We start from the raw sequence: 25,294 nt of genomic DNA, 5'->3' as shown, positions 1-25,294 counted from the left end.
CCTACGGGCGTCAGAAGCGGTTCAGTCACCGGGTCAGCCCCGAATCGCGGGCGAGGAGGGCGGCCTCGACGGCTGCGGCAGCCGTACCGGCCTCGGCCGCGACGACGATGTCGGGTGCCTCGTTGATGATGGGGTTCACAACTCGATAGGTGGTGATCCGCAGCCGGGCCTCGCTGCGGGGCCCGGCTGCGGCTACGACAGGGGGTGCCGTCGAGCGGCTTGGTCGCACCGCAGGATCGTGGCGACGAGGTGTTCGGTCTGCGTTTCCAAGTCGTCGTGTGCGACGACCCGGTTGACCATGTTGGCCGTGTACGGGCGTTCGGCCCCGGGTTCACCCCTGCGCCGGCCCGGTCGAACATGACCCAGTCGTGGTCGGTGCTTACGTGCACGAAGGTGAACTCGACTTCGGCGTACGTCTGGGTGAGGCGCTCGACCAGCTCCTTGACCGCAGCGTGGTCTGCCGGCGGCACAGGCGTCACGCGTCGCTGACCTACGTAAAACTCGCCCACGTGTGGTTCGTCGGAGCCGTCAGCCCGTGGACGACTTCCAAACGGATGTGTTGACCGGCTCAGTGCTACGGCGCGATGGGCTGCTGCGGGGAGCGGAGCACGAGCAGGGTGATCTCGCTGGGGGCGAAGACGCGGAACGGCGGGCCCCAGAACCCGGTGCCGCGGCTGGTGTAGAGGAGGGTGCGGGGGCCGTGGTGGGTGAGGCCGGCGAGGGCGGGCTGGTCGAGGCGGACCAGGTGGTGGAAGGGCCAGATCTGGCCGCCGTGGGTGTGGCCGGAGAGCTGGAGGTCGATGCCCGCGTCCGCCGCCCGGTCGATGAACTTGGGCTGGTGTGCCAGGAGCAGCACGGGGAGGTCGGGGTCGGCGCCGTGCAGGGCTCCGGCGAGGTGGGCGCGGTGGCCTGCCAGGCCGGAGGACTCGGCGGTGACGTCGTCCACGCCGGCGACCACGAGGGTGTCGCCGCCGCGCTCGAGCAGCAGGTGGCGGTTGCGCAGCGGCTCCCAGCCCAGTTCGTCCATCAGGTCGACCCAGCCCTGGGCCTCGCTGTAGTACTCGTGGTTTCCGGTGACGTAGACCCGGGCCCGGGTGGCCCGCACGGTACCGAGCGGGACGGCCTGGGCACGGCGGCGTTCGGCCGTGCCGTCCGCGATGTCACCGGTATGGCAGACCAGATCGGCTTCCAGGGTGTTCACCGTCTCGCATACCCGTGCCGACCAGCGAGTGCGATCGAGGGGACCGTAGTGGGTGTCGGTGATGAGGACGACCCGGAGGCCGTCCAACCCGGCTCCCAGTCGCGGGAGTTGGACGTCGAGTCGGCGCACGCGTGGCACGCGGCGGGCCTCGGCGTACCCCCAGGCGAGCAGTACGGCGGTCACGCCGAGGACGGTCCAAGTGACGATTCGGGCCCGGTCCTGGCTCTCGCCGACGCCGGCCACGGCCAGGGCGAGCCGCAGCAGGACGCCGAGCAGAACGGACCAGGTGAACAGAACCCAGCTGGTGCCCAGGAGAGTGTCACCGACGATTGCTGCCCAGTCCTGCTGGCGCCGGCCGTGACCGCGTGCCATCGCGAGCGGCATACCGATGAGGCCGAGGACGAACAGGGCGGTGCCGGCGAACGTGACGGGCAGCGGCCAGTGCTGGCCGGCGTGCAGGAGCACCCAGCAAGGCACGGCCCACAGCAGTACGGGGGCGATCAGGGGGAGGTAGCGCATCAGGCGGTGCAGTCGGCTCTGCCGCGGCGCTTGCGCTTCACGGTCCGCGGGTCGAGTGTTGCTGGTGTCGGTCACGCTTGCCCTCTCTCCCCAGGCTGCCGTCTCCCGCACTGTATCCGGTCGCCTAGGGCCAACCGCACGGGCGTTCATGGGCGAGGCCCCTCGAGGCGAAGGCTTCTCCGCGGGACGGCAAGACCTTGAAGGTCCAGGTGGTGTCTTCGGTCAGGACCGCTCCCAGCTCGGGCACATTCAGCTCGTCCAGGGCGTGGGCGTAGTTCGCCACCGCCTGCTGGAGTTCGGCGATCACGAGACCACCGTCAGCACGAGCTTGCCTTGGAGGTGGCCCTGCGCCGCTCGCGCGTGTGCGCTGCCCGCCTCGGGCAGCGGGTAGGTGCTGTCCACCCCGACCTGGAGCTTGCCCTCGTCGAACAGGTGCCCGATCTCGGCGAGCTGGGGGCCGTTGGAACGCACCTGAATGTTCGAGACGGTGATGCCCAGACGCGCCGTCTCTTCCGGGTCGTACTGGGCGAAGAACACCGGAAGCATGGTGCCGCCGCGCTTGAGCACGGTCAGGAAGCGTGAGCTGTCCGGGCCACCGACGGTGTCGATCACCAGGTCGACACCGCTGACCACGTCCGCGGCCTGCGTCCTGGTGTAGTCGATGAACTCATCGGCGCCGAGCTTGCGCAGGAACTGCTCGTGCCGGCCCGAGGCCACCGCGATGACGTGTGCCCCCTTCCATTTCGCCAGCTGCACCGCGAAGTGGCCCACTCCACCGGCGGCCCCGTTGACCAGCACGGTCATCCCTGGCGCGATCGGCACCGGCCGGTGCACCTGGCCGGTGAACGGAGACGGCACGTCGTGGCCGAGATCAACCAGGTACTGCCAGGCCGTCAACACGGCCATCGGCGCCCCGGCAGCCTGCACATGGTCGATACCGGCCGGCTTGTGGGCCAGGTCCGAAGCCGGCGCGGCCACGAACTCGGCGTACGTCCGGCCGTCGAATCCGGGGAACCGCAGCATGCCGAAGACCTCGTCGCCGACGGCGAACCCCGGCACGTCCGGAGCGACCGCCTCGACCACGCCCGACATGTCCGTTCCGGGGATCAGGGGGAACTCCAGTGCCGGCCTCATCTCGGCCGGCATGACCTTCATCCCCTCACGCAGGTACCAGTCCGGCGGGTTGATCCCCGCCGCGTGCACCCGGACGAGCACCTCGCCCGGGCTGATCTCGGGAACCGGCACCTCGTCATACTGCAGAACTTCCGGCCCGCCCGCTTCGTGGAACTGGATCGCCTTCATCGCGCCTGTCGCTTTCTTTCGGAATCTTTGCTCCTTCAGTCAAGGTCCAGGACGGCATGGCCGTCCAAGACCGGTTCGGCAACCTGATCATTCCGAAACGGCATGACGCATACGCTGGAAGGGTGAACGATCTCGGACAGGACCTGGAACTGCGGCTGGTGCGCTACTTCACCGTGGTGGCGGCGCACCAGCATTTCGGCCGGGCCGCCGCCGATCTGCACGTGGCGCAGCCGGCGCTGAGCCGCCAGATCCAACGGCTCGAGAAGTATCTCGGCGAACGACTGCTGGACCGTGTACCCCAGGGCGCCCGGCTCACCCCGGCCGGCCAGAGGTTCCTGCCCCGGGCCCAGGCCCTGCTGCAGGCAGCCCGTGAGGCCGAGCTGGCCGTGCGTGAACAGGCCGAGACCGAACGAATCTCCATCGGCTACGTCGAAGACCTGGTGATCACTGCCGCCGTACGGGAACTGCGCCGCTGTCACCCGGACGCCGAGATCGCCACCCGGTACCTGAGCTGCCGCGACGTCGGGGCGCTGTCCGACAAGCGCGTCGACGCCCTGATCGCGCGGGCCCCGCTGCCGCTCGCCGCCGCCGACGTGCTCACCACCCCGCTGTACGAGGAGCCCCGGATGCTCGCGGTTCCGCGCGGCCATCCCTTGGCCGACCGCGCGTCGGTGACCGCGGAAGAACTGGCCGGCGAGGAGGCGGCGCCGTGTGCCTTCGAGACCGCGGACTGGACTTCCTACCGGATCCTCGGGGCCGGCGTGCCGCCGATCGAGAGCTACGAGGACAAGCTCGAACTCGTCGCGAGTGGCCGGGCGATCGCCGTGCTACCGGTCGGCGATCGGCGTAGCTCACTGCGTCCCGACCTCGTCACCGTCCCGCTCGAGGGTGCTCCGCCCAGCCAGGTCGTCCTGGTCAGCCGCAAGGGCGACCCGAATCCGATGATCAGGAATCTCCGGCTGGCAGCCAAGACCGTCCTGACCGCCCCGGCAGCCTGACCGGGACGGGACCAGCCGACCCGCTGCGCGCTGAACTGCACCAAGCGGTGCGCACGCGCTCCGACCAGGTCGACACACACCTGTTGTAAGAGACAGTCGAGGCCCGCAGTGGGCTATCCCATGACCGCTCGGGCCGCGTCGAGAAAGGCCAGTCTGTTGTCCTCCAGGTAGTCGCGGACGCTCTCACCGTCGGGCAAGCCTTCCCACACAGTCCGGTTGAGGTCGAGAAAGTACCTGCGTGCCGCGTCGTGCACGGGCAGCGGAAACTGGATACGGATCAGCCGTTCCGCGACCCAGAGTCTGTTCATGACGTCCTGGGCCGTGAGGAACCAAGGGGTCGTGTCGTCCCACTCGTGCGGCCGACTGAAGGCCGTGCGCTCCGCCTCGGCCCCCACCTCGACGAACCGCTCCAGCAGCACAAGCCGCTCTGCACGCCGGGCCTCCGACAACTCGGTCTGCTGCCGCCGCTGCTCCGTCCGCTCAGCCGACCGCTGCGTCGCAAACTGGACGAGGAAGGACAGCGTGCCACCGAGGGCAACGCCGCCCAAAGATATGAGTGACACCCAAACTTGACCAGACATGGTGGCTATCGTTCCATGCTGTCGATCTTTAAGTCCTGCCTCCGCGGGCCCGGGCCCGCTTGTGCGAGCGGTTGTGCTCCTGCTTCCAAGCGGGGAGTTCCTCACCGGCCCGGCGGCGGTGCGGCAACACGAGTCCGGTGCCTGGGTAGCCGCCGTCGGCGATCGTCATGGTCTTGCCGACGGCGGCCCTGGCCCCGGATTCCTGCCACGCTCTGCAGTCGTTCCGGTTGCCCGGCAGCGGCCGGCCGTCACTACGTGACGGAGTTAGTTCTTGGACTGTTCGGCGATCGCGTGGACGGCGTTTGCGCACCGGCTCCGCGCCTTCGCGGCGTAACGCGGTGATCAGCTTGCGGAAGCAGGACGGGCTCAGCCCGGAGAACGGGGGTGTCCAGGAGGGCTCCGACGCCGTGATCACACCAGCCACGGCAAGATCGCCTCACTCGCCGACCTGCCTCACGGAGGTGCCAGGGAGTCCCCGGCCGCACGTCGCTGTCCGGGCCACAGGTCGTCATACGAGGCGTCCATGAACTGCACCTGCGGCCCGCGCAGTGCCGACGCGTCGGCTATCTCGCCTCGGGCCGCCTCGGCAAGGCGGGCCGCATAACGAAACGTGGCGCCCCGCAGAGGCTCGCTTCTGGCAGCCAGGTCGATCTCCGCCTGGGCAAGCCACAGGTCATCGACGAGCCGGTCGAGCACCGGATCCGCTGCGGTTACACCACTGGGCGGGCACGTGAGCGCCGCCTTCTCCACCTGCGACGCGATGCTCAGGAACTTCAGGATCACGTTCTTCAGCTCCGCACGGTGCGCGGCCGACTCCTGCATCTCAAGCTGCCGGGCGCTCGCTCGCGACACCAGGTACTGGCCGAACAGCGACCCGCCCGCGCCGAGCGCAACACCTGCCAGAGACAACAACGCCGGCCCCAAGGTTCCCCAAGATCCCATGACAAGAGTCTCTCAACTCACCGCTTGAGCTTGAGAGAGACGGGCTCCCCATGGACCGCCCACGCCGGGACAGTTACGGGACGACCCTCAGTTGATGATTTCGGCGCGGTCATCCAGACGGATAGCGGCCAGCCGCTCTTGCCACATCTGGAGAGCTTCGGGTGTCTGTCGCGTCCAGTCGGTGACCTCGCCGACGATCCGGAGCGGTTCCCTGCTGCGATAGGAGCGAGTGGGATTGCCGGGGAACTTCTTGTCGGTGACGTTCGGATCGTTCTCGAACTCCCCGGTCGGTTCGACGACATACACTCGCGGGGCCCCGTCGCCGACGGCGAGTTCGGCCGCGAGTCCCGCGCCGTCGCGCAAGGCGGTGAAGTAGATGTGGTTCATCACGACTTCGGGCCGGTAGTTGGAACGGAAACCGGCGGTGAGGTGATCTCCGACCCGCAGCTCGGCCTTTGTGCCGTGAAAGAACGGCCCCTCGTCCAACGCCTCGTCCATTGCCGCAGATTATCAAAACAGGCTGTCGTGACGGCGAGCGATCCAGGACGGATCGGACGCCGTGATCACACCAGCCACAGCAAGCTCATCTCACCCCGACCCGTACCTACGGGACAACCCTTGGGTGGCGACGCGGGAATCGGCCCGGCCGGGTCGCTGAACGTGTCTTACGCACGTCCTGTGGCGGGGTGCCAACGTGCGATGAGCGACGGCCTCTCCCGCGCAGCAGCATGTCCTGTACACGCCTATTCAAGGTGGTCCCCGCGAGACCACTATGAGACACCCCCCTCCACCTCGTTCCCTGAGCTTGCCGGAGCGGTCGATGACGCGTCGTTGGTGTGCACTCCTGCTGCTGTCGGCCCTGGGGGCGGGCATGGCCGGCTGCGGGGACGAAGAGGTCAGCCGACTGCCGTCCAGCGCGCTGTCGACCAAGACGCCGCAGACGTCAGAGCTCGACCTGGTGGAGGCGCTGCCCAAACCGTCGCACTTCGGAGCGGGCTGGATTCTCGAGACGGACTCGCTCGGCGGGGACGACTACTTCCTCGGACTGGCCACGGGATGGTTCCCCGAGCAGTGCGCGTGGGCCGACACCGAGAAAGCGGGTCTGGAAGCTGTCGAGTCCGCCTATGCGGCCTCAGCGGAATTTGACTCGGATGACGTGGACATCTCGCCGGTGACGGCCGAAATCGCCGTCGACTCACCGGCGAAAGCGGAGCGGCGGTTCGCCTATCTGCGCCGGATCTTCGAGAAGTGCACGTCACTGACCTACCGGTGGGACGGTAAGGACGTCACCAGGAAGCTCCACGTACTACCAGACCCAAAGCTGAACGCCGACGACACCCTCAGGGTGCGTTTCGAGGACCAGGGCAGAACGCCCGACTTCACCGGTGAGCAATGGTGCGCGCGCGCCGAGGGGCTGGTCCTCTGTCTCGCTGGGGAGCATGTGCCCGAACAGACCCTGTCGGCAGCCTTCACATGGGCCCGACAGACCCTCGACACCTAGTCTCCTAACGTCCTGGTCCATCGGCGTTGACGCCTGGTGGGCCGAGTAGCAGGCGCGGTGGTTCGTCCTCCGGGCACCCACCGGCTCCGAGAGTGCGGCGCAGGCCTGGTGCGGCCGTGCGGCGGGCTCCGAGCACTCCCCGGTCCCGCAGTTCGTCAAGGCCGGGGAAGCGCTCGCCAGGCAACGTGTCGAGAAGGTCGGCCTGGGCGGCACGGATGGTGCTGTGGGCGGGCGACTGGGGGCCAGTGCCAAGGGTTCGGCGGTCGGTCACCCTTGGCATCATATGGGCGTCCTGGGGGCGTTCAGGTCCTGATGCGAGGTAGGCCCCGCCCGGGAGTTGGGGTCGCGGGTGGGGTGTGGGACGTCGATGCAGCCGAGGTCGTGGCCGAAGGCCGAAGGCCGAGCTGACTGCGCAGGTGGGGCGGCACGCAGGTGATCGGTCGACCCGTGGGGCGAAGTGATCAGAAACCCTCGTTCTGTCGACGGGCGGAGGGCTCTTGCGGTCATGTTCGCGCTTGCGGGCCGGGGGAGTCGGCGGTGTCTGGCAGGGTCGGTGGTCAGGCATCAGCGGCTCCCCGCACGAAGGGCGAAAGCTTTCATGGACGACCCCTTCACGCTTGCCTCGGTCGGCGCCACGGTGCTCGCTGCGGGCGTCACCTTCTTCTACGACCAGGCCGGCGAGCTCCTGAGGCAGACGCGCGAGCGGCGGGCGGCGGCCGCCGGGGAAACATCCCCTCGCATTCGGATCGAGTTGCCGCCGGCGTTCGACACGCCGTCCGTGGAGGCCCACGTGGACGACGACTTCGTGGAGGCGAGAGCCGGCGCCCTGTCCGTGGTCCGTACGCGGCTGGCTCCCTACGCGGAGGGTGCGCTGCCGGTCCGGCCCGAGGACGAGTGGCTCGTCCGGGAGGTCGCGGCTCTGCGGGACCTGGTGGAACGAAGCCTCCGGGTGAGCCTCACCCTGCGCGGGGAGTCCCGCGGGCCGAGCGGCGCACCGGTCGTCCGGGGCACGGTCCACGCGCGGCATGTGTCGGCCCGCGCCACCGTGGCGGCGGTCGACGCGGAACAGGTGGATGGTGCGGCCTCCGTGCTGGGGGAAACGGTCGTCGACGAGGACGTCGCCGCCGGGGCCGAGGTCTACGGGGTGCGGGTGCGCCGGATCGGCGGCTCCACCGCGTGACTGCCGCCCGCCCCGCCCAGGCCCCGGCGGACCTGTTCTTCGACAGTGTGGTGAACGGCCATCTCTCCGGTCCTCAGGTCGTGGAACGGGACTGGCTGGTGCGGTCGGTGGAAGCCGCGGTACGGGACGGGAACCATGTCCTGCTGACCGCCGAGCCCGGTGCGGGCAAGACCGGTCTCATGGCGGCGCTTGCCCGACGACATCCCGGCTGGCTGCGCTACTTCGTACGCAGAGACAGCCGATCCGCGCTGAGCGGCGGCGACACCCAGTCGCTTCTGCTGACGCTGGGCCACCAACTGGCCGTCGAACGGGCGGAGTTGTTTGACCCCGGCCTGCTCGAGGTCGTCGTGCGGCAGCGCATCGACGAGGTCGCCGAAAACGGAACGGTCACCGGTGTACGGGTCGAGGACCTGATGGTCTCGCCGTTCTACCGCACGTCGATACGCGTCACCCAGCAAGTGGGCCGTACCCGCGGAGTCGTGCACGGCCTGGACATCGGCCGCCTCCACGTGGAACCACGCCTGCTGGAGACCGGCAACCTGGCGATGCTCGCCCTGCTCGGCCCGGCCGCCGCGCTGGCTCGGCGCAGCCCGGACGAGCGCATCGTCGTACTGGTCGACGCACTGGACGAGTTGGCCGACCACGAAGGGGGCGGCGGAATGCTGCAGTGGCTGTGCACCAGCCCCCTGCCCGCGAACGTGTCCCTCGTCGTCGCCTCCCGCCCGCAGTCCGACCTCGTGCTGTTCCGCTCGGCGCGCGCCGAGCGGCTGACCGAGATCGCCGTCGCCCCCGAGCATCCGCAGACGCGGGCCGATGTGCTGGCGTGTCTGGATCGGTTTCTGGCGCTCCCCGAGGTCACGGAGACGCTCGATGACCGGGATATCGACAGACAGGCGCTGCGCGCGGCTGTGGCGGCGAGGGCGCACGGCAATTTCGCGTACCTGGTGTCGTACGGCCGCAGTCTGTCGGAGACGATCCGCCGCGGCGACTGGGAATCCGTCGACAGGCTGATGGCCTATCAGGAGCTGCCCCATGGTCTGGACGACCTGTACCTGTACTTCCTCCACCAGTTCAGGCTTGCGGTGCGGCAGCTGGGGCTGCTGCCGGTCCGGGACCCACAGTCGCCGCAGGACCTCGGCGTCCCGGCCTGGGAAGGGGTGGGAAGACCGTTGCTCGGCGTCCTCGCGGTGGCCCGCAAGGAGCTCTCGGTCGAGCAGTTGGGCCGCTTGGCGGGAATCAGGACCTGGCCGAGCGGGCTCCAGTGCGTGATCGAACGCCTGATGCCCTTTCTCGACCAGGACGCCGAGGGACTGCGGCTGTTCCACGGCTCGCTGGCCGAGTTCCTGGTCTCGCCGGACACACTGCGTGCCCATCCACAGATCGCTGTGGACGCCGGGGAATGGCATGACCGGATCGTACGGGCCTATCAGGGCACCGCCCGGTCGCTCCGGGACGTCGACTGGGCGACCGTCGACCGCTACGGACTGTGGTGCCTGCCCGACCACATCCTTGCTCGCGAGGGGTCTGGTCCGGACGCGATCCTCGACCTGGTCTGTGCCGGATTCCGCCTGGCCTCGTCCGCGGCGTCGAGAAGCAACCTCCATTTCGACGGCGTGGTGAAACGGGCCGCTGAGCGGTCCCGCCGGAAGGCGAACGTCGTGACGGCGGTCTCCGAGGTGCTCTTCCTCGGTCTCGTCCGAACGGGTCTGCGCCGCCAGGGCGCCGGTGCCGCACCCGGGGTGCTCGGACTCGCGGCCCGGCTGGGCCGTATCGACGAAGCCCTGGACCGGCTGGCGCTGCAGGAGCCCTCCGCCCAGAAGTTCCAGGGTCTGATGGAGATCCGCCGGCATGGAGGCGACGAGGAGCTGAGCCGACACGCGGACCGTACGGGCCTCGACGCGCTGGTCGACTGCGCGCTCGCCATTCCAGGGGGCTCCGACGCCGTTTCATGTTCCCCGCGTCGGCAGTCGATCTCCTTGGCGGCCGCGGCTTTGGCCCCGACCGATTTCGATCGGGCGCTGAGTCTCGTGCCGCTCGCGGAACGGGTCCGGGACGACGCCGAGAAGGAGGTACGGATCGCGGCCGCCAGGTCTGCCGACCAGGACAGCGCGGTGGAACTCCTGCGCACCGTGAGCGCCGCGCCCCGGTGCCGGGTACTGCTGGACCTGTCGAACACCGGCGAAGGCGCCGGACGGCTCCGCCTGCTCACCCTCGCCGAGGAGGCCGTCGGCCAGGTCGACCCCACCGAGGCCATGCCCCTCCACGCCAGGCTGGCGGCGTCCTGGCTGCGCACGGGTGACCCGACGCGAGCCCGCCCCCACCAGGACACGCTGCGCCGCCGACTCGGCCAGGCCCGTGAGGACTGGACGGAAGCCGAGTGGTACGAGCCCGCCCGACAGTGGGTGGCAGCGGCCTCGATGCTGGTGACGACGGACGGGCCCCTGGCGGGCATGCTGTTGAGCGCGGTGGGCGCCGGCGTCGGTGCCGGCGACTACCTCACCAGGCACTCGATGATCTCCGCGGTCGGCGTGTGGGCCCGGCTCGGCGATCTCGAGAACTGTCTTCGGACGGTGCGACAGGTCGTCGACGGATTGACCGACGTGACCCGTGCCAAGACCGCGGAAACCTACGCCGACCTGGCGGCAAAGGTCCGTGAGGCCCACCCGCGTACCGCTCGGCACCTGCTCGACCAGGCACTCAAGATGATCGACGAAGACCGAGGAACTCTCGACGCCGAGGACCACGGGTCCCCGATTCCCAGTGCCGTCACCGCGCTGCTCGCCCGCGACGAGGGTGACGACATCGAGGCGGCACTGCGGTTGGCCCGGCGGATCCGCCGCACCGACTGGGTCAACGGCTCCGCGGCCGACTGGGCCACCGACCGCGCTTCCGTGCTCGCCCGCATCGGACACAGGCTGGCCGAGGACCGACCGGACCGGGCGCACGCGGTGCTGGACGAGTGTTTCGCCGACGAGGACCGGCCCCCGGTCTTCGGCGAGTCGTCGGCTGTGTCCAGGCGCGTCGGGTACTTCCGGCTGGACGACGGCACGCCTCGTTCCCCTTCCACCACGTCGGAGGACCTGGCGCTCGGCATCAACGCGCTGGAACGCCTGCAATGGGTCCACGCCCAGCAACTGTTCCGGGACCCGGCCGACGTGGTCCGGGCGGCGCTTCCGTCCCCGAGCGACATCTCGTCGCCGTACCGCTGGTCACGGACGCTTCGTGTCGCCGCCGAACTGCTCCTGGAGGTGGATCCACGCGGCGCGGCGCGGGCCGTGAGACGCCTGGCCGACCCCGTCGAACACGCCATCGGGGCCGCCGCACTGGCAGCCCACGCCTCGGCACACGACAACCCCTGCGCTCCACAGATGTGGGCATCCGCACATGAGGCCCTGGCCGCGGTGCCGGACTACTACACGGATCCCGCCCTGGACTTCGACGCCGCCGATCCGGCCCGCACGGCGCAGATCCTCAATCCGCAGGCGCGGGCCGGGTTCGAGGCGGCCCTGAGGATGATTCCGGCGGTCGGCTTCTTCGCGGCACACACGCTGGTGGAGGCCGCGAGCTCCGACTGGCTGTCCGCCGGGGTGGCGGCGGTCGGACTGTGCCAGAGCGTGGAGACATTCGTCGGCGACCGGTCCGCGTTGGCGAGGATGAGTCAGGCGAGCCGGGCGTCCTTCGGCGCGGACCTCACCGACACCCTCGTCCAGGGAGACCCGGTGCTCGGATCGGTGACACTGCGCCGTCTATCGGTCACCGCGTCCCGCGTCGGGCTCTCCTTCCCGGTCGAGCGGATCGCACATCCCGTCTATCGCGCCCTTGCCGCCGTCGAGACGGCGGACGACCCCGCGCATGTTCTGCACAAGGAACTGGGGCGGCTGCCGGAGGGCGTGCCGCCCCACCATACGGTGGCGATCGCGGGGGCAGCCGCTGCGGCGGCCTGGGAGCGCGCAGACCGCGCCGGTGCCGCCGAGAGCGCCCGCTGGGCGGTCGACCGGGCCCTCGCGCTCCCCCCATGGATCCGCACGCTCGCGCTCCTGCATCTGCTCGACGCCCCACACGCGGACCTGTATCTGGACACCGCCCGCCTCTTCACCGTCCTCCACCAGACCCTCGACGCCCTGCCCTTCCCTGAAATGGAGGAGGAACTGCGGCGGAGAATGTTCCCTGTCGCCCTGAGGATCCAGCCGACCGCCGCTGCCCCGCTTCTCGACGACATCGTCAAGAGCAGCTGGCGAGAGACGATGGCGGCGCTGCAGGACGGCTGGGCATCGCTGATCGCTCTGGAGGGAGCTGCTGCGGTCGATTCCGTCGAGCTCTCGATCGTGCGCGCCCTGGACTGTCTGCGGCCCACCGACGCCGCCACGGCGAAGGGCTCCACGGGCGAGAGCCGCCTGCTCGACGGGGTGACCGTGCGGCAGGCGGAATCGGCTGCACGACCGGCATGACGCCGTCCGGTGCGGGGGCGGGCGGCCGGTTACCGGCACCCTGCGCCACGTTCGTGGTAGCCGAGGACGTCCGCGACGACGGGGCCGGGCAGTTCGAGGAGCTGCCGGCTCATTCCATGCCCGGCGGGTCTGGCGGTTCGTTGGATCGTGGCAGCAGCGGCCGTCTTGGCGTTCCCGGTCGCGGATGGAGTGTGGAACGTCGATGCGGCCGAGGCCTGGCCGAAGGCGCCCGAGCTGACCGCGCAGGTGGCACGGGCTGTGGCGGCACGGGGTCCGTACCCGTTGGCCATGCGGGTCCGTGACGAACTGGGCGAGTTGTTCGCAGACGCCGAATTCGCCGAGGCGTTCGGATCCGCGGCCGGCGGTGGTACGCGACTTGAACAGGCTGGAGTTGGCCGGGGAGACGCTGCGGGCCACGCTGGACGCGCTGGCCTGCTCGGCCCCGGACTGGCCGGCTCACGCGGTGCCCGTTCGGGATTGGGCCGACCGCTACGGCCCGCGGACTCACTCCTGGCATACGCGGGCTTCTGCGAGCATGGTTGATGGCGCGGACGGCGCCCCCGCTGGACGGCGCCCCGCCGGGCGGCCTCGGGGATCTCGGGAAGTGCGGCCCTCACACCCGGCCCCGGCCCCGGTCTGATCACTGAGCGAGAACACCCTGATCCACGAGAGACCGCAGCCCGATTTCGGTGGCTCGGTCATCAGTCCGCCCGGCCGCCGGGTCTGCTGCGAGCGGTGGGGCCGTCAGCGCAGTCGGCGTGCCCGCAGCACCCGGTCGTCGGCATGGTGCGCGCCGGCGCCGCCGTCAGGCGCGACCCGTGGCCGCTGCTCGTCCACCTCCACCTTCCAGTCGTCGTTGAGCAGAGCGGCGACCATCGAGGGCCAGACGTAGTCGGCCGGGTCGAACCTGCTGTCGTGCGCCTGCTGGGCGTCCATCCCCGCGTGGTGTACGAGCAGCAGCACGCCGCCGGGTGCGACGGCCGTGAGCAGCGCTCGTTCGGCTGCGGCATCGGGGGTGCGCAGCAGGGCTGGGTACTGCGCGGAGACCAGGTCGAAGGAGGCCGACGGAAGCGCCGCTTCCGTCAGTGCGGCGTGTACCCAGCGAACGGCGAGGCCGGCGTCCCGCGCGTGCCCCGCTGCCCGCTCCAGCGCCAGGCCCGAGACCTCGAGCGCGGTCACGTCCCAGCCGCCGCGCGCGAGCCAGACGGCATCCGCACCCTCGCCGCAGCCGACGTCGAGGACCCGTCCGGGCGTGAGCCCGGCGACCTCGGCCACGAGCGCACCGTTGGGCCGGCCGCTCCACAGCTGTTGTCGCTCGGCGTATCGGTTGTCCCACTCCGCCCGCACCGCGGGGTCTCCGACGTATCCGTCGGCAGGCCAGGGGGTGTCGGACGTGGGCGATCCTGTGATGTTGTCGGTCACGGGCCCACCGTCACCCATCGTGTCCCGCTCACGCCAGTCCTGTTGCCGCTTCGGCAAAACGGCGTTCAAGGGGCGAGGAAGAACAGCGTGCAAGGTCCGCTACCGGTCGGCGTCGAGACGGACTGGCCCCTGCCCTGACCTGCGCAGTCGATCTTTCCCAGATGACTGCATCCATGCCAAGGAGGATCCCAGCAGACCGTGTTCGCCCGTCAAGTCCGAGCGCACCGGGCCACGAGACCGCCCGATTCTCGCCGGTTGACTCCGCTGTTCCTCGACTCGTCACTGAATGTCGGTGCCGCACTCTACGGTGGAGATCCGGATGCCGCCGGGGCAGCGGGGAGGGGCGACAGGCGTGCGCAGGGTGCCACCGGAGATGTTCCGGTTCACGACGGTCGAGAGGTCCGATCTGTACGGGGCGGTGCTGAACGTCTTCGGCGTGGCCGGTGAGCATCTGGAGACGGCGCTGGGGCTCGACGCGGTGCGAGAGCGGCTGCGCGGGGTCGGTTGGGTGGCGGCGGTCCAGGATGAGGATCTGCATGAGGCGCTCAGGAAACTCGTGCAGTGGGAGCTCCTGGATGTGGTGCACAACCACGCGGAGAACTACCGCACGGCCGAGGAGTACGAACGGCGCAACTTGCAGTACTCGCTGACCCGCCGGGGCGAGGCCGCGCTTGCCGGCCTGCGGCACGCGCTTGAGGTTCTCGCCTCCACGGGCGCGCTGCAGACGGCCGTGCTGGAGGCGATCGCCGACCGGCTCGACGAGCTGTGCCTGCTCTCCGGCGAACCCGCGTCGGCCGATCGACGGATCTTCAGCACGCTGCGGGAGCTGGAGGGACATCTGGACGCTCTGGTGGAGAACACCAAGGCGTTCAACGGCGAACTACAGCGGCTCCTGCGCGCCGAGGGCGCAGACCTGGAGGTGTTCCGCGAGGTCAAGGCCGCCACTGTCGCGTATCTGCAGGAGTTCCTGGTCAATCTCGACCGGCGCGGGCAGGCGGTTGCCGCTGCCGTGGCCCGGGTGGAGGAGCGGGGGACCGCCGTGCTGCGCGAGCGGGCCCTGCGCGGCGCCGAGCTGCCGCCGGTGGCCGGTGAGGATCCCGCGGCCGGCTGGTTGGAGAGCAGACGGGCGCGCTGGGCGGGCCTGCGGGCGTGGTTCCTGCCGGACGACGAGGCGCGGCCTCGGATCGAGCAGCTGCACGACATAGCCCGACGAGCCATCCTCTCACTCCTTCAGGTTCTGGAACGGATCAACGAGTCGCGGCGCCGCTCTTCCAGCGTTGTGCAGGACTTCCGGGAGCTGGCGCGCTGGTTCGCGGCGGCCCCCGGGGAAGAGGACCTGCACCGGCTGTGGTCGGCGGCCTTCGGGCTCGGCCTGGCGCGCCATGCTCACCTCGCCCACTCCGACCCCGAGTTGATCCCGTCGTCCCATTCCTGGTCCGAGGCCCCACCGGTGGAGGTGTCGGCGCTGCTGCGGACCAGCGGACGGACGGAGCGGTTCACTCGTACGGCCAAGGTGCGGGACGTCGCGGCAGTCAGGGCGGAGCGTGCGGAGCGGGCCCGCGCGGAGCGAGCGGAACTCGCACTCGCCTGGAAGGTGTTGGAGACAGGCGGACCAGTTCGCCTGTCGTCCTTCGGCACGTTGGATCCTGCTGTCTTCGACCGCTTACTCGACTTGCTCGGTCGGGCCCTGGCCGCCCGGCCGGCCGCGGACGGCTCGAGGCGCGCAACGACGGGAGACGGCCGGGTGGAGATCGCACTGGCTCCTCCTCCCGACGAGCGCACCGCCGTACTGCACACCGCGAAGGGTTCACTGACCGGACCGGACTACGTCGTCCACATCACGGCGGTGGGCGGAGCGAGAGTCTCCGCGAGCCTCCGTGCCACGCCGCAGGAGGCCGCAGGATGAGCACCCTCGCCAACCAACTGGCCGCCGCGGAACGGGAGGAGGTCGCCCGCGCCATCCGTCTCCTCCTGGCCCGCCCCCTGCTCACCGAGACCGTCGACCCGGCCGGCTTCGAACTGGTACGACGCCGACGCGAGCCACTGACCCAGTGGTTCGACTACACTTGCGGCTGGAGCCTGGTCGTGGAACCCCGCCGCGGTTACGCCCGCCTCACCAAGGTCCGCGCCGACCCGGACGGCTCCCGCCCGGCCCGTAGAGCGCGTTCCGGCCGGGCTCCTTTCGACCGCCGGCGTTACGTGCTGCTCTGCGTGACCGCGGCCGAGTTGCTGTCGATGCCGATGACGACCATCGGCATGCTCGCAGACCGTGTCGTGCAGGCCACGGCGGCTGACCGGGCACTGGCCGCGTTCGACCCGGTCCACAGGCCGGAGCGGATGGCGTTCGTCGACGTCCTCAAGTTTCTGGAGTCGTACGACGTGCTGCGCGCGGTGGACGGGACGACCGAAACGTACGTCGAGTCCGCAGAGGCAAAGGTCCTTTACCGTGTGGACGCCACCCTGCTGATGCGGTTGCCCGCCGCGCCCGTCGGCGCCTCCCGGCTCGCCGTGCCCCCGGACGAGGTGCCCGCACGGTTCGAGGAACTCCTCACGGGCCTTGTGCGGGAGCGTCGCTACGGGAGCGCGGTCGCCGATGGAACGGCCGACGAGGCGCACCACGACGGTGCCGGCACGGACACACAACGCAACCTGAGGATGCGCCACTCTGTGCTGCGTCGCCTCTTCGACGACCCCGTGCTGTACCGGGCGGACCTCGCCGAGGACGAGCTGTCATACGTCACGTCCCTGACCGGACGCCAGATCCTGCGTCGCTCGGTCGAACAGGCCGGCTTCCTCCTGGAAGAACGTGCGGAGGGGTTCCTGCTCGTGGACCCGGAGGGGATCGCCACCGATATCCGCTTCCCCGACGACACCTCCACGGCCAGGGTCGCCGCACTGCTCCTTCTGGAGCCGCTCTGCGCGGCTCCCGCCGGAATGCTGCCCGAACAGCTCGCCGAGGCCGGAGCGGGTCTGCTGCGCCGCTTCCCGCGCTGGGCCAAGGCGTATCAGTCCGAGGACGGCGCAGTCCGGCTCTCCGACGACGCCGTGCGCGTCCTGCGCGATGTCGGTCTTGTCCGCAGAGCCGGGGGGCGTGTCGTCGCCCGCCCGGCCGCGTACCGCTATCGCCTGACGGAGACGACGAGTCCGGATCCGGATGACGGGCCCGGACCGGAGTGGGACACGAGCCCGCGCGTGACGGCAGCCGCCATGGTTTCCGGTGGTGCTGTGGCAGAAGGGGACCAGCGGTGAGCGTGGCCGAGCTTCCCGTCCCGCGGCGGCCGGAGCCCGCCGAGCCGCCCGCGAAACCGGCAACCGCGGTGGCCGCGGCCCGCAGCCGCTGGCAGCCGCAGCGCGCGGGCATCCTCAACGTCTGGCGCTACTACGACGAGACCTTCACCTTCCACCAGGGCCGCCTGCTGCTCCGCGGCCAGAACGGATCGGGCAAGTCCAAGGCCCTCGAGCTTCTGCTGCCCTTCCTCTTCGACGCCAGCCTGCGCCCCAATCGCCTGTCCACGTTCGGCGGTTCGGAACGCACCATGCACTGGAACCTGCTGGGCGAAGGAGCCTCCGGCAAGACCCGAGTCGGGTATGTGTGGATGGAGTTCCGCCGCGTCGGCGACGACGGCGCCGAGCGGTGGTTCGGCTGCGGAGCGCGCCTGCAGGCGAGCGTGCACACCAGCGGGGTGCACGTCGACTACTTCACCACCGGCTCCAGGATCGCCCACCCCGTCGGCGTGCTCCTCGTCAACGAGGCGGGACAGCCACTGACTCGCGCAGCGCTTGCCGAGGCCCTTCGCGACCGCGGCGACGTCCATGCCTCGGCCACCGACTACCGCACGGCCGTACGACGTGAACTGTTCGCGGGCATGGGGGAGCAGCGGTATGAGTCGCTGTTGTCCGCCCTGCTCCAGTTGCGCCAGCCCAAACTGTCCGAACGACTCGATCCGGCCCTGCTCTCCACCCTGTTGTCCCGTGCCCTTCCCCCACTGGGCGAAGCCGAGATCGCTGAACTCGCCGAAGGCTTCGAGCGGCTGGACCGCCAGCGCGAACACCTCAAACGGCTCGACGACGAGGTGACGGCGGCCGAGACCGTCGCATCCCGACAGCGCGCCTACGCCCGACGGGTCCTGCGTGCCGGCTCGGCCGCGCTGATCTCGGCGACCACCGAGATGGACGACCTCACCCGCGCCGCCCGCCAGAGCGCCGAGGAACTCGAACAGGCGCTGACGGCACGGGAGTCCGCCCAGGCCCGGCACGAGGAACAGGAACTGCGCGCACACGCCCTGGAGGAGACCGTCGAGGGGCTGCGCGAGAGTGACGCGTACAAGCAGGGCGAGGAACTCGACCGGCTCCGCCGTCGCACGGAAGAGGTGGCAGCGGTCGGCGGGCGACAGCGCTCCATTGCCCGGGCCGCTCAGGTCAGGGCGGAGGAGGAGCTGAGACACGCCGATGAGGCGACGGCCCGGGCCCGCACATGCGACGAGCACGCACGCGAAGCCGCCGAGGAAGCACGCCGGTCGGCCCGGGCGGCGGGTATGGAGTCGATCCATCATGAGGTGAAGGCGCTCCTCGACGCGGATTTCGCAGTGACCCTCGCCGACAGCGCAGGGTACGAGGCGAGTGGCCGTCGGCCGGCAGGCTCCGCCGGTACACGCACGGCGGGCGGGGACGGAGCCCGACAGGCCCGTCGGCTGCTGCGGGGTGCGGTCACCGCCCGACGACAGCAGGTCTCCCTCATCACCGAGGCAATGGCGGAGCACGATCGTGCGGTACGCGACCGGGGCGCTGCCGAGAGCCTGCTCGAGGACGCCCGTACCCGGCTCGCGGAGGCGATCGCCCGGCGGGACCAGGCGTCCGACGCCTGGGACGGAGCTCTTGCCGAACAGGCGGAACGGCTGCTCGCCTGGGCCGAGGACTGCGCGGAACTGCGCCTTGCCGACGCCGGGGAACTGGTGGCCCGAGCCGCGACCGAGGCCGAGGTGACGGTGCTGGTCGAAGCCACCGCCCGCCCCCTGGAACAAGAGATCGCCACATCGGAGGCCACCGTGCGAGCCGCACGTGCGGGGCTGCGGGACGAGCGGGGCCGCCTTGAGGAGGAAGTCAGACGGCTGAGCGGCGAGACCGACCTGCCCCCTACGCCCCCACCCACCCGCACCACCGTCCGCACGGCGACGGCGGGAGCGCCTCTGTGGCGGCTGGTCGCCTTCCGGGAAGGCGTTCCGCTTTCCGTCCAGGCCGCGGTGGAAGCGGCACTGGAGGCGTCAGGTCTCCTGGATGCCTGGGTCAGCCCCTACGACGGGATCACGCTGCCGGGTCACGACACCCGAGCCGAGGCAGCCCTGACGGTGACCGCACCGGGGCCGAGTCTGCTGGAGGTGCTGAAACCCGAGGAGGACATCCCCGTGCCGGTCGAGACGGTGACGCGCATCCTCGCCGGTGTCGCGTATGGCACTTCACTGCCCGGCGGTCACCCCGCGGCCGTCTCCGCCGGCGGCGTCTGGCGCCTCGCGCTCGCCACCGGGACGTGGAGCAAGCCGGAACCGGCTTACATCGGCGCCCTCGCGCGGCAGCGGGCCCGGCAGCGCAAGATCGGCGAACTGGCCGAACGCATCGGCGAGATGAACGCCTCCCTCGCGACGCTCGACGACCGATTGCGCGGCCTCGGAGCTCGCCGAGCCCGGCTGGACGCCGACCGCGCGGCTCGACCCGACTACCGGGAACTCGATGCCCGTCGGCGTGACTGGGACCGAGCCGAGGAGAAGGTGGCAGCCCGAGACGATGCCGTGCGTGACTCGGCCGCCCATCTGGCTCGGTGTGAGACCGAGGTGGCGGGCGCTCTGCGTACGCTCAGCCATCGGGCCGCGGAACACGGACTGCCCACCGATCGCGAACGGTTGCACCGACTCTCCACCGACATCGACAGGTTCCGGGACAACGCCGACAGCTGGGTGGACGCCCGACTCACTGCGACCGCCACCGCCGACAGAGCTCATCAGATGACAGCGCAGGCAGACGGCTCGCGCCGAGCCGCCGAGGAGCGAGCCGAGGACGCCGCTGCCGCCGAAGCGGAGGCGGCGGGACTGAAGGCGCGCCTGGAGGCGGTGGAGGCCACCGTCGGCGAGGACTACCGGCAGATCGTCGCACGCGTCGCCGAGGCACGCGCCGAACTGCGGCGCTGCCGCGAGGAGGTCGGCCGGGTGGCCGATCTCCTCCTGGGCCTGGAAGGCCGTATCGGAGGACTGCGGGCGACCAGCGGCCAGGACGTGGAACGACGAGAGCAAGCCGTCGCCACCCGAGACCGCGCGGCGCACCGGTTCCGTCACCTGTGTGTGGTGGGGCTGGCCGAGGATGCCGGCATCACACCGGAACTCGACGCCGGGGACGGCACGAAGGCCACCTTGGAGGCCGCCCGTGCCACCGCGGCGAAGTGGCCCGGCATACCGCATGCCCCACGTAACCTGGGCGATGCCGCGACCCGCCTTTCCGAAGCGGTGCACGAAGCCCGCCAGCGCCTCGGCACCCGTGCCGATCTGGACCTGGAGCCCGACGACGACATCCAGCTGTTCACCGCCACCCTGGACGGCCTACGCGTGGGGGCGACAGGCCTGCTCACCACGCTCACCCAGGAGCGCGACCGCAGCCGTGACGACATCACCACCGTCGAGCGGCGTCTCTTCGATCAGATCCTCACCGGCGACATCCGCCGCCATCTCGCGGCACGCATCCGCCAGGCCGGCGAACTCGTCGACCGTATGAACGGGCACCTGGAGCGGGTTCGCACCGCCTCCAACGTCGCCGTCCAGCTTGTCTGGGACGTCCGTCCGGATCTCCCGGACGGCATCCGCACCGCCCGTCAGCTGCTGCTCAAGGACCCGGGCCGGGTCAACGAGACCGACCGGGAAGCCCTGCACGCCTTCTTCCGCGCCCGTATCGAGGAGGCGAAGAGCAGTGACACGGCTGCGAGCTGGGAGGAGCAGCTCGGCGAGGTGCTCGACTACACCGCCTGGCACCGCTTCACCGTCCGCCTCGACCGGGCGAACGGAACCGGCTGGCAGCCGCTGACCAAGAAGCTGCACGGCGCACTCTCCGGCGGAGAGAAGGCCATTGCACTGCACCTGCCACTGTTCGCCGCCGTCGCCGCCCACTACGAGGCCGTCCCCCTGGCACCCCGGCCGATCCTGCTGGACGAGGTCTTCGTCGGCGTCGACGCGGTCAACCGCGGACAGGTCTTCGCCCTGCTCACCGCACTCGACCTCGATCTCATGATCACCTCCGACCACGAGTGGTGCACCTACGGCGAACTGCCCGGCATCGCCGTCCACCAACTCCTCACCGACGGAGACGACGACGCGGTCACCAGCGCTCGCTTCGTCTGGAACGGCACCGACCTGGAGGCGGGATGACCCACACGGAACCGCCCCCGGGCGAACGCACCCTGCGCCGTCCCGAACTCCGCCCTCTCTGGCACACGGTCCACAGCCGCCTCTCCTCCGGCCGCCCCGTCACCCGGGTGCGCCTCGGACCGCTCGACGAAGCCCAGCGCGAGGCCCTCGCCGACCTTCTCGGCCTGGACCGCCTGCCGGACCCTCGCCCCGCCGTCTCGCTGGCCCGCTTGGAAGAGGCAGTCACCGAGCTGTCCGGCCGTACGGTGCGTGAAACCGTCACCGAACTCGTCGGCCCCCTGGACGATCGCGCGTCCGAACGACGCCGCAGGGAAGACGAACGTGCCGAGCTGTGGACATGGCTGGACGGTCACGGCACTGTGCGGGCCCAACCCGCGCTCGCCGACTGGACCGCGTCATGCCGAGCCACCGGTCTCGTCGGTGGCTCACCGGAACTGACCCGAACCCTGCTCGCAGACGCGCTGACCGTGCTCGCGGAACTCCCGGCTCAGGCTGAGCCCCTGCCCGTCTTCGCCGCCCGGGTCCTGAAGGGCGACTCCCACGCACTCGACGACGGTACCCGCCTGTCCACCCTCGTCCTCCGTGCCCTGGCGACCCTCCACGACAGGGCTGCGCCGGAGTCCGCGGCGGACCGGCGCGCCTTGTGGACCCGCGCGGGCGTCGCCGACGACGACCTGTCGGCCACCGTCCTCGTCGGTGGCCTACGCGCGGTCGGTGAAGGCCCGCTCGCCCGTGTGGCCCGTGCTTGTGCCGAGGCAGGTCAGGCCGCCAGCCTGACCCTCGCCCAACTACGGGCCCCGGGCGAGTTCACCCTCGCCTGCCATCCCGCACCCGTCGTCCACGCTGTCGAGAACCCCAGCATCCTGGCGCTCGCCGTACGCCGCTTCGGCCCGTACTGTCCGCCGCTCGTGTGCACATCCGGCTGGCCCAACAGCGCGGCCATCCACCTCCTGCGCCTTCTCGCAGACCAAGGCGCCGTCCTCCGCTACCACGGCGACTTCGACGGCGAAGGCATCCGCATCGCCGCCTACCTCCTGGACAAGACGCCGGCCCGCCCCTGGCGCATGACGGCGGCGGACTATCGTGCCGCTGCCGCCCGCACACCGCACGGACCTGCGCCCGGCCGCCTCACCGAGGCTCCCTGGGACCCCGAGCTGACCCGTGCCATGACCGAACACGGCACCGCCGTGGTCGAGGAACTGGTGGCTGACGTCCTGTTGGCAGACCTCGCCGAAGGGAATCACTGATCCCCAATCCGCGTTGTGCGCAGGCACCATAACGGTTGCGCGTCCGAACCTGAACTTGTCGGCCACTCCGGCCGGTGCGCGCTGAACGCTCCCGTCGGGAACGGATCCCGATCGGCGCGTCACGGAGTACCGGCGGCGGTATCAGCCAAGGTGCCGGGCGAAGAACCGCAGCGTGCTGTCCATCTCGAATGCCGGGACCTCACCGTGCCTGCCGGGGTTGGCGTGCAGTGTCTTCTCGGTCGAGGCGAAGGCGTCGAACAGTGCCAGGCTCTGGGTCCGTGGCACTCGCTCATCGTTCCACTGCACGAGGAACTCCACCGGGACGGTAATCCGCGCGGCGGCCTCGGCTGACACCTCAGCACCGCCCAGGCCCAGCACCGCCGCCCGGATCCGGGACTCGGCGGCAACAAGCGGGACACCGATCACGCAGCCCAGCGACACACCCCAGTACCCAACCGGGCCCATGCCGACATGACTGAGCTTCTGGACCGCGTTGAGGACTGTCTGCCATTCCGGCACGATCTGGCGGACGACGAGTGCCTGGAAGCCGGCGATCAGCGGGGCCAGTCCCTCACCGGCGTCAAGCCGGGCCTCGTACTCGGTCGCGATCCGGGTGAACTCCTCATGTTCCGGCCGGTCGCCGTGGCTGGGGGCATCGACCGCCACCACGGCGAAACCGCACTCGGCCACGAAACGGCGCGCACGGTCCACGATGCCAGGGGCCTTCTTGTTCTGACCGCCGCCGTGCCCCATGGCAATCAGGGGGCGGGTCCCGTCGGCACCTCGTGGAGTCCATAGCACGCCAGGGATGTCGCCGAGAAGAAAGAGCTGTTCAAAGATGCCGTCGGACGACGTCTCAGAGGTAAAGCGCATGGCGTTTCGGGCCTTTCGGGATGCCTGCTGTGGGCGCCTTCCAGTGTGATGCGCCGCAAATCACGAGTAAGAGGATGTCTCACGTGGTGCTTCGGTGGTGCGGCATCGAGCCGAACCGCGATAGCTGCCACACAGGCAGGCTTGTTGTCACCGTGGCTGAGTCGGTAAGCGCTACAACCAGTTGAGCACCGACGCCGGTTGAGGCGGTAGGGGCCTGTCAGTGGCCGGTGACAAGATCCTCGGTATGGTCTTCGTACGTACTACTCCGCCGCGGCCTGTCGATGTCACGGCGGTCTTTCCTGAGCTGGCTCCGTTGGCGCGTGCGGCGATTCGGCTGCATCCACGTGCAGGGTCGCCCTCGGTACGGGACAGCTCTGTGGGTGGCCCGTTGCTGTGGCCCTCCGAGGAGCCGTGGCCGCACTGCGAAGCCATGCACCCCGGCACCGGACGGAGCAGGTCGCCGGCCGACATACGCCTCGACAGGCGTCGACGAGCACGACTCCACCGTGATCCGCAAGGTCCTCACTCCACGCCGGAGGAGACGGCGATCCAGCACCGCAACGACGCAACGTTTATGGAGCGACTCGAAGCCGGCCCTCCCTGGCCTGCGGAGAGTCCAGTCCCCATGTTGCCCGTCGCCCAGCTGTACGTGCGCGATGTCCCTCTCCTGCGGCCGCCCGGGAAGGCCGACGTACTCCAAGTGCTGTGGTGTCCCTACGACCACAAACCGTATGCCAAGCCCGCGACTGCGCTGTTCTGGCGATCCGCCGCCGATGTTGACGATGTCCTGGCTCTGCCGCCGGACCCGTACGAGGCGGACTGGGACGGCTACGTGCCAGAGCCCTGTCAACTGGCACCAGAAGCAATCACCGAGTATCCCAACAGCCTCGATCTCAGCCCGGAGATGCGGCTGATGGTGGGGGACTGGAGCAGATGGCAGGCAGCCGGTGCCGGCTTGGACAGCTCGTACGCGAGCGATCCGGCGGAGTTCTACGACTGCGATCTGGCAGACGCTCCCGGCTGGAAGGTCGGCGGCTGGCCCCCGTGGGGCCGCACCGATCCCAATCCCCGATACTGCAGTGTCTGCGATGTGCAGATGGTCCCGCTGCTGACCATCGCTTCCTTCGAATGGGACGGTGGTACGCGCGGCTGGGCGCCATACGAGGATGAAGCTGCCGCCTATGCCGCCGGTCATCGCGCCGGCCAGAACCCTGCGCAGCCGACCAAGGTGGAAGTCGGCAGCACCGACAACATGCAGCTCTACGTCTGCCCGACCTCCCCCGAGCATCCGCACACCGACCTGATCCAATGAGCTGTCACTGACCCTCGCGCAGCCGGTGACAGAAGTGCTGCCGAGTGCGAGTGTGCGACAAGCCACTTGCCTGACTGGTGCCAGCCGCGCTGACCGGGCCGAATCCGGTCGATCGCGGCCTGAAGGGCAGCAAAGTGCATGTGCTGTCAGAGGCGCAGGGAGGGCCTGCCGCCGGCCCGGATCTTTCGCCGGAATCAATGCGTGGATGCACTCCTTGGCATGCATGCAAGGGTTGCCACCTTGGATGCATGCCAAGCAATGAGCTTGGCATTTAAGTGCGCCACGAGCGCAGAGAGTGAGGTTGATGTAGGTAGGCCCACTTGATGCGGTGCTGTGCAGATGATGAAGGTTTTGTGGCCCTTCGG

18 protein-coding genes and 1 pseudogene are annotated in these 25,294 nt (G+C 70.0%); 9 read left to right on the top strand and 10 right to left on the bottom strand.

All coding sequences use genetic code 11. From position 1 onward, the window contains the following. Positions 1 to 25 precede the first annotated feature (25 nt). From ACWD4O_RS37035 to ACWD4O_RS37020, 4 genes are all read right to left on the bottom strand, one after another. Positions 26 to 229: a hypothetical protein gene (locus tag ACWD4O_RS37035; RefSeq protein WP_451286874.1), complete on the bottom strand. Its 204-nt coding sequence runs from the start codon at positions 227 to 229 to the stop codon at positions 26 to 28. Between the two features lie 345 nt (positions 230 to 574). After that, complete coding sequence (locus ACWD4O_RS37030; RefSeq protein WP_451286872.1) at positions 575 to 1,795, bottom strand: metallophosphoesterase; 1,221 nt, start codon at positions 1,793 to 1,795, stop codon at positions 575 to 577. Positions 1,796 to 1,844: 49 nt separating this feature from the next. Further along, the gene (locus tag ACWD4O_RS37025; protein ID WP_451286870.1) at positions 1,845 to 2,027 is read right to left on the bottom strand and encodes a hypothetical protein; all 183 of its coding nucleotides are present in this window, start codon (positions 2,025 to 2,027) and stop codon (positions 1,845 to 1,847) included. Further along, the gene (locus tag ACWD4O_RS37020; protein ID WP_451286869.1) at positions 2,024 to 3,022 is read right to left on the bottom strand and encodes an NADP-dependent oxidoreductase; all 999 of its coding nucleotides are present in this window, start codon (positions 3,020 to 3,022) and stop codon (positions 2,024 to 2,026) included. Before ACWD4O_RS37020 ends, ACWD4O_RS37025 begins: the two co-directional genes overlap by 4 nt. 122 nt (positions 3,023 to 3,144) lie before the next feature. Between ACWD4O_RS37020 and ACWD4O_RS37015 the strand changes: the two genes are divergently transcribed. Then, positions 3,145 to 4,020, top strand: coding sequence for a LysR family transcriptional regulator (locus ACWD4O_RS37015; RefSeq protein WP_451286867.1), 876 nt, complete (start codon positions 3,145 to 3,147; stop codon positions 4,018 to 4,020). Between the two features lie 113 nt (positions 4,021 to 4,133). On the opposite strand, the gene ACWD4O_RS37010 is transcribed toward ACWD4O_RS37015, so the two are convergent. The 4 genes and pseudogenes from ACWD4O_RS37010 to arr form a co-directional block, all read right to left on the bottom strand. Continuing rightward, entirely contained in the window at positions 4,134 to 4,601 is a 468-nt protein-coding gene (locus ACWD4O_RS37010; RefSeq protein WP_451286865.1) for a hypothetical protein, read from the bottom strand. 43 nt (positions 4,602 to 4,644) lie between these two features. Beyond that, a pseudogene (locus ACWD4O_RS37005) lies at positions 4,645 to 5,025 on the bottom strand (hypothetical protein); the annotation flags it as partial. A gap of 29 nt (positions 5,026 to 5,054) precedes the next feature. Then, entirely contained in the window at positions 5,055 to 5,543 is a 489-nt protein-coding gene (locus tag ACWD4O_RS37000; protein WP_451286863.1) for a hypothetical protein, read from the bottom strand. Positions 5,544 to 5,630: 87 nt separating this feature from the next. Then, positions 5,631 to 6,041 (bottom strand): NAD(+)--rifampin ADP-ribosyltransferase, encoded by a 411-nt coding sequence (gene arr / locus ACWD4O_RS36995; RefSeq protein ID WP_451286861.1) that lies wholly within the window; start codon positions 6,039 to 6,041, stop codon positions 5,631 to 5,633. 322 nt (positions 6,042 to 6,363) lie between these two features. On the opposite strand from arr, the gene ACWD4O_RS36990 reads away from it, so the two are divergent. From ACWD4O_RS36990 to ACWD4O_RS36980, 3 genes are all read left to right on the top strand, one after another. Next, on the top strand, positions 6,364 to 7,044 hold the full coding sequence (locus tag ACWD4O_RS36990) for a hypothetical protein (protein ID WP_451286859.1): 681 nt from the start codon (positions 6,364 to 6,366) through the stop codon (positions 7,042 to 7,044). A 598-nt stretch (positions 7,045 to 7,642) separates the two neighbouring features. Further along, positions 7,643 to 8,224: a hypothetical protein gene (locus ACWD4O_RS36985; protein WP_451286858.1), complete on the top strand. Its 582-nt coding sequence runs from the start codon at positions 7,643 to 7,645 to the stop codon at positions 8,222 to 8,224. After that, positions 8,221 to 12,672 (top strand): hypothetical protein, encoded by a 4,452-nt coding sequence (locus ACWD4O_RS36980; protein ID WP_451286856.1) that lies wholly within the window; start codon positions 8,221 to 8,223, stop codon positions 12,670 to 12,672. Before ACWD4O_RS36985 ends, ACWD4O_RS36980 begins: the two co-directional genes overlap by 4 nt. 744 nt (positions 12,673 to 13,416) lie before the next feature. Here the strand turns inward: ACWD4O_RS36980 and ACWD4O_RS36975 are convergent. Further along, entirely contained in the window at positions 13,417 to 14,094 is a 678-nt protein-coding gene (locus tag ACWD4O_RS36975; RefSeq protein ID WP_451286854.1) for a class I SAM-dependent methyltransferase, read from the bottom strand. Positions 14,095 to 14,446: 352 nt separating this feature from the next. Between ACWD4O_RS36975 and ACWD4O_RS36970 the strand changes: the two genes are divergently transcribed. The 4 genes from ACWD4O_RS36970 to ACWD4O_RS36955 are packed head-to-tail and all read left to right on the top strand — an operon-like array spanning position 14,447 to position 22,744. Further along, positions 14,447 to 16,000, top strand: coding sequence for a TIGR02677 family protein (locus ACWD4O_RS36970; RefSeq protein WP_451286852.1), 1,554 nt, complete (start codon positions 14,447 to 14,449; stop codon positions 15,998 to 16,000). Next, entirely contained in the window at positions 15,997 to 17,343 is a 1,347-nt protein-coding gene (locus tag ACWD4O_RS36965; RefSeq protein WP_451286850.1) for a TIGR02678 family protein, read from the top strand. Before ACWD4O_RS36970 ends, ACWD4O_RS36965 begins: the two co-directional genes overlap by 4 nt. Beyond that, the gene (locus ACWD4O_RS36960; protein ID WP_451286848.1) at positions 17,340 to 21,497 is read left to right on the top strand and encodes a TIGR02680 family protein; all 4,158 of its coding nucleotides are present in this window, start codon (positions 17,340 to 17,342) and stop codon (positions 21,495 to 21,497) included. Before ACWD4O_RS36965 ends, ACWD4O_RS36960 begins: the two co-directional genes overlap by 4 nt. Next, on the top strand, positions 21,494 to 22,744 hold the full coding sequence (locus tag ACWD4O_RS36955) for a TIGR02679 family protein (RefSeq protein WP_451286846.1): 1,251 nt from the start codon (positions 21,494 to 21,496) through the stop codon (positions 22,742 to 22,744). Before ACWD4O_RS36960 ends, ACWD4O_RS36955 begins: the two co-directional genes overlap by 4 nt. A 141-nt stretch (positions 22,745 to 22,885) precedes the next feature. Here the strand turns inward: ACWD4O_RS36955 and ACWD4O_RS36950 are convergent, their stop codons facing one another. Further along, positions 22,886 to 23,617 carry a dienelactone hydrolase family protein gene (locus tag ACWD4O_RS36950; protein WP_451286844.1) on the bottom strand — a complete coding sequence of 244 codons (732 nt, stop codon included), beginning with the start codon at positions 23,615 to 23,617 and terminating at the stop codon, positions 22,886 to 22,888. Between the two features lie 244 nt (positions 23,618 to 23,861). Here ACWD4O_RS36950 and ACWD4O_RS36945 point away from each other — a divergent pair, with 244 nt between their 5' ends. Then, complete coding sequence (locus tag ACWD4O_RS36945; RefSeq protein WP_451287034.1) at positions 23,862 to 24,929, top strand: hypothetical protein; 1,068 nt, start codon at positions 23,862 to 23,864, stop codon at positions 24,927 to 24,929. Positions 24,930 to 25,294 lie beyond the last annotated feature (365 nt).

The sequence above is a fragment of the Streptomyces sp. NPDC002623 genome, from assembly GCF_053592635.1.
Note: the sequence above shows the minus strand (reverse complement) of the source record. Positions and strands in the feature narration are given on the sequence as shown.

What these genes read in the sequence shown, in the direction of transcription:
- ACWD4O_RS37020 (WP_451286869.1), bottom strand. Translation starts at nt 3,022, where the DNA reads ATGAAGGCGATCCAGTTCCACGAAGCGGGCGGGCCGGAAGTTCTGCAG.
- ACWD4O_RS37010 (WP_451286865.1), bottom strand. Translation starts at nt 4,601, where the DNA reads ATGTCTGGTCAAGTTTGGGTGTCACTCATATCTTTGGGCGGCGTTGCC.
- ACWD4O_RS37000 (WP_451286863.1), bottom strand. Translation starts at nt 5,543, where the DNA reads ATGGGATCTTGGGGAACCTTGGGGCCGGCGTTGTTGTCTCTGGCAGGT.
- arr (WP_451286861.1), bottom strand. Translation starts at nt 6,041, where the DNA reads ATGGACGAGGCGTTGGACGAGGGGCCGTTCTTTCACGGCACAAAGGCC.
- ACWD4O_RS36990 (WP_451286859.1), top strand. Translation starts at nt 6,364, where the DNA reads ATGACGCGTCGTTGGTGTGCACTCCTGCTGCTGTCGGCCCTGGGGGCG.
- ACWD4O_RS36985 (WP_451286858.1), top strand. Translation starts at nt 7,643, where the DNA reads ATGGACGACCCCTTCACGCTTGCCTCGGTCGGCGCCACGGTGCTCGCT.
- ACWD4O_RS36965 (WP_451286850.1), top strand. Translation starts at nt 15,997, where the DNA reads ATGAGCACCCTCGCCAACCAACTGGCCGCCGCGGAACGGGAGGAGGTC.
- ACWD4O_RS36955 (WP_451286846.1), top strand. Translation starts at nt 21,494, where the DNA reads ATGACCCACACGGAACCGCCCCCGGGCGAACGCACCCTGCGCCGTCCC.
- ACWD4O_RS36950 (WP_451286844.1), bottom strand. Translation starts at nt 23,617, where the DNA reads ATGCGCTTTACCTCTGAGACGTCGTCCGACGGCATCTTTGAACAGCTC.
- ACWD4O_RS36945 (WP_451287034.1), top strand. Translation starts at nt 23,862, where the DNA reads ATGGTCTTCGTACGTACTACTCCGCCGCGGCCTGTCGATGTCACGGCG.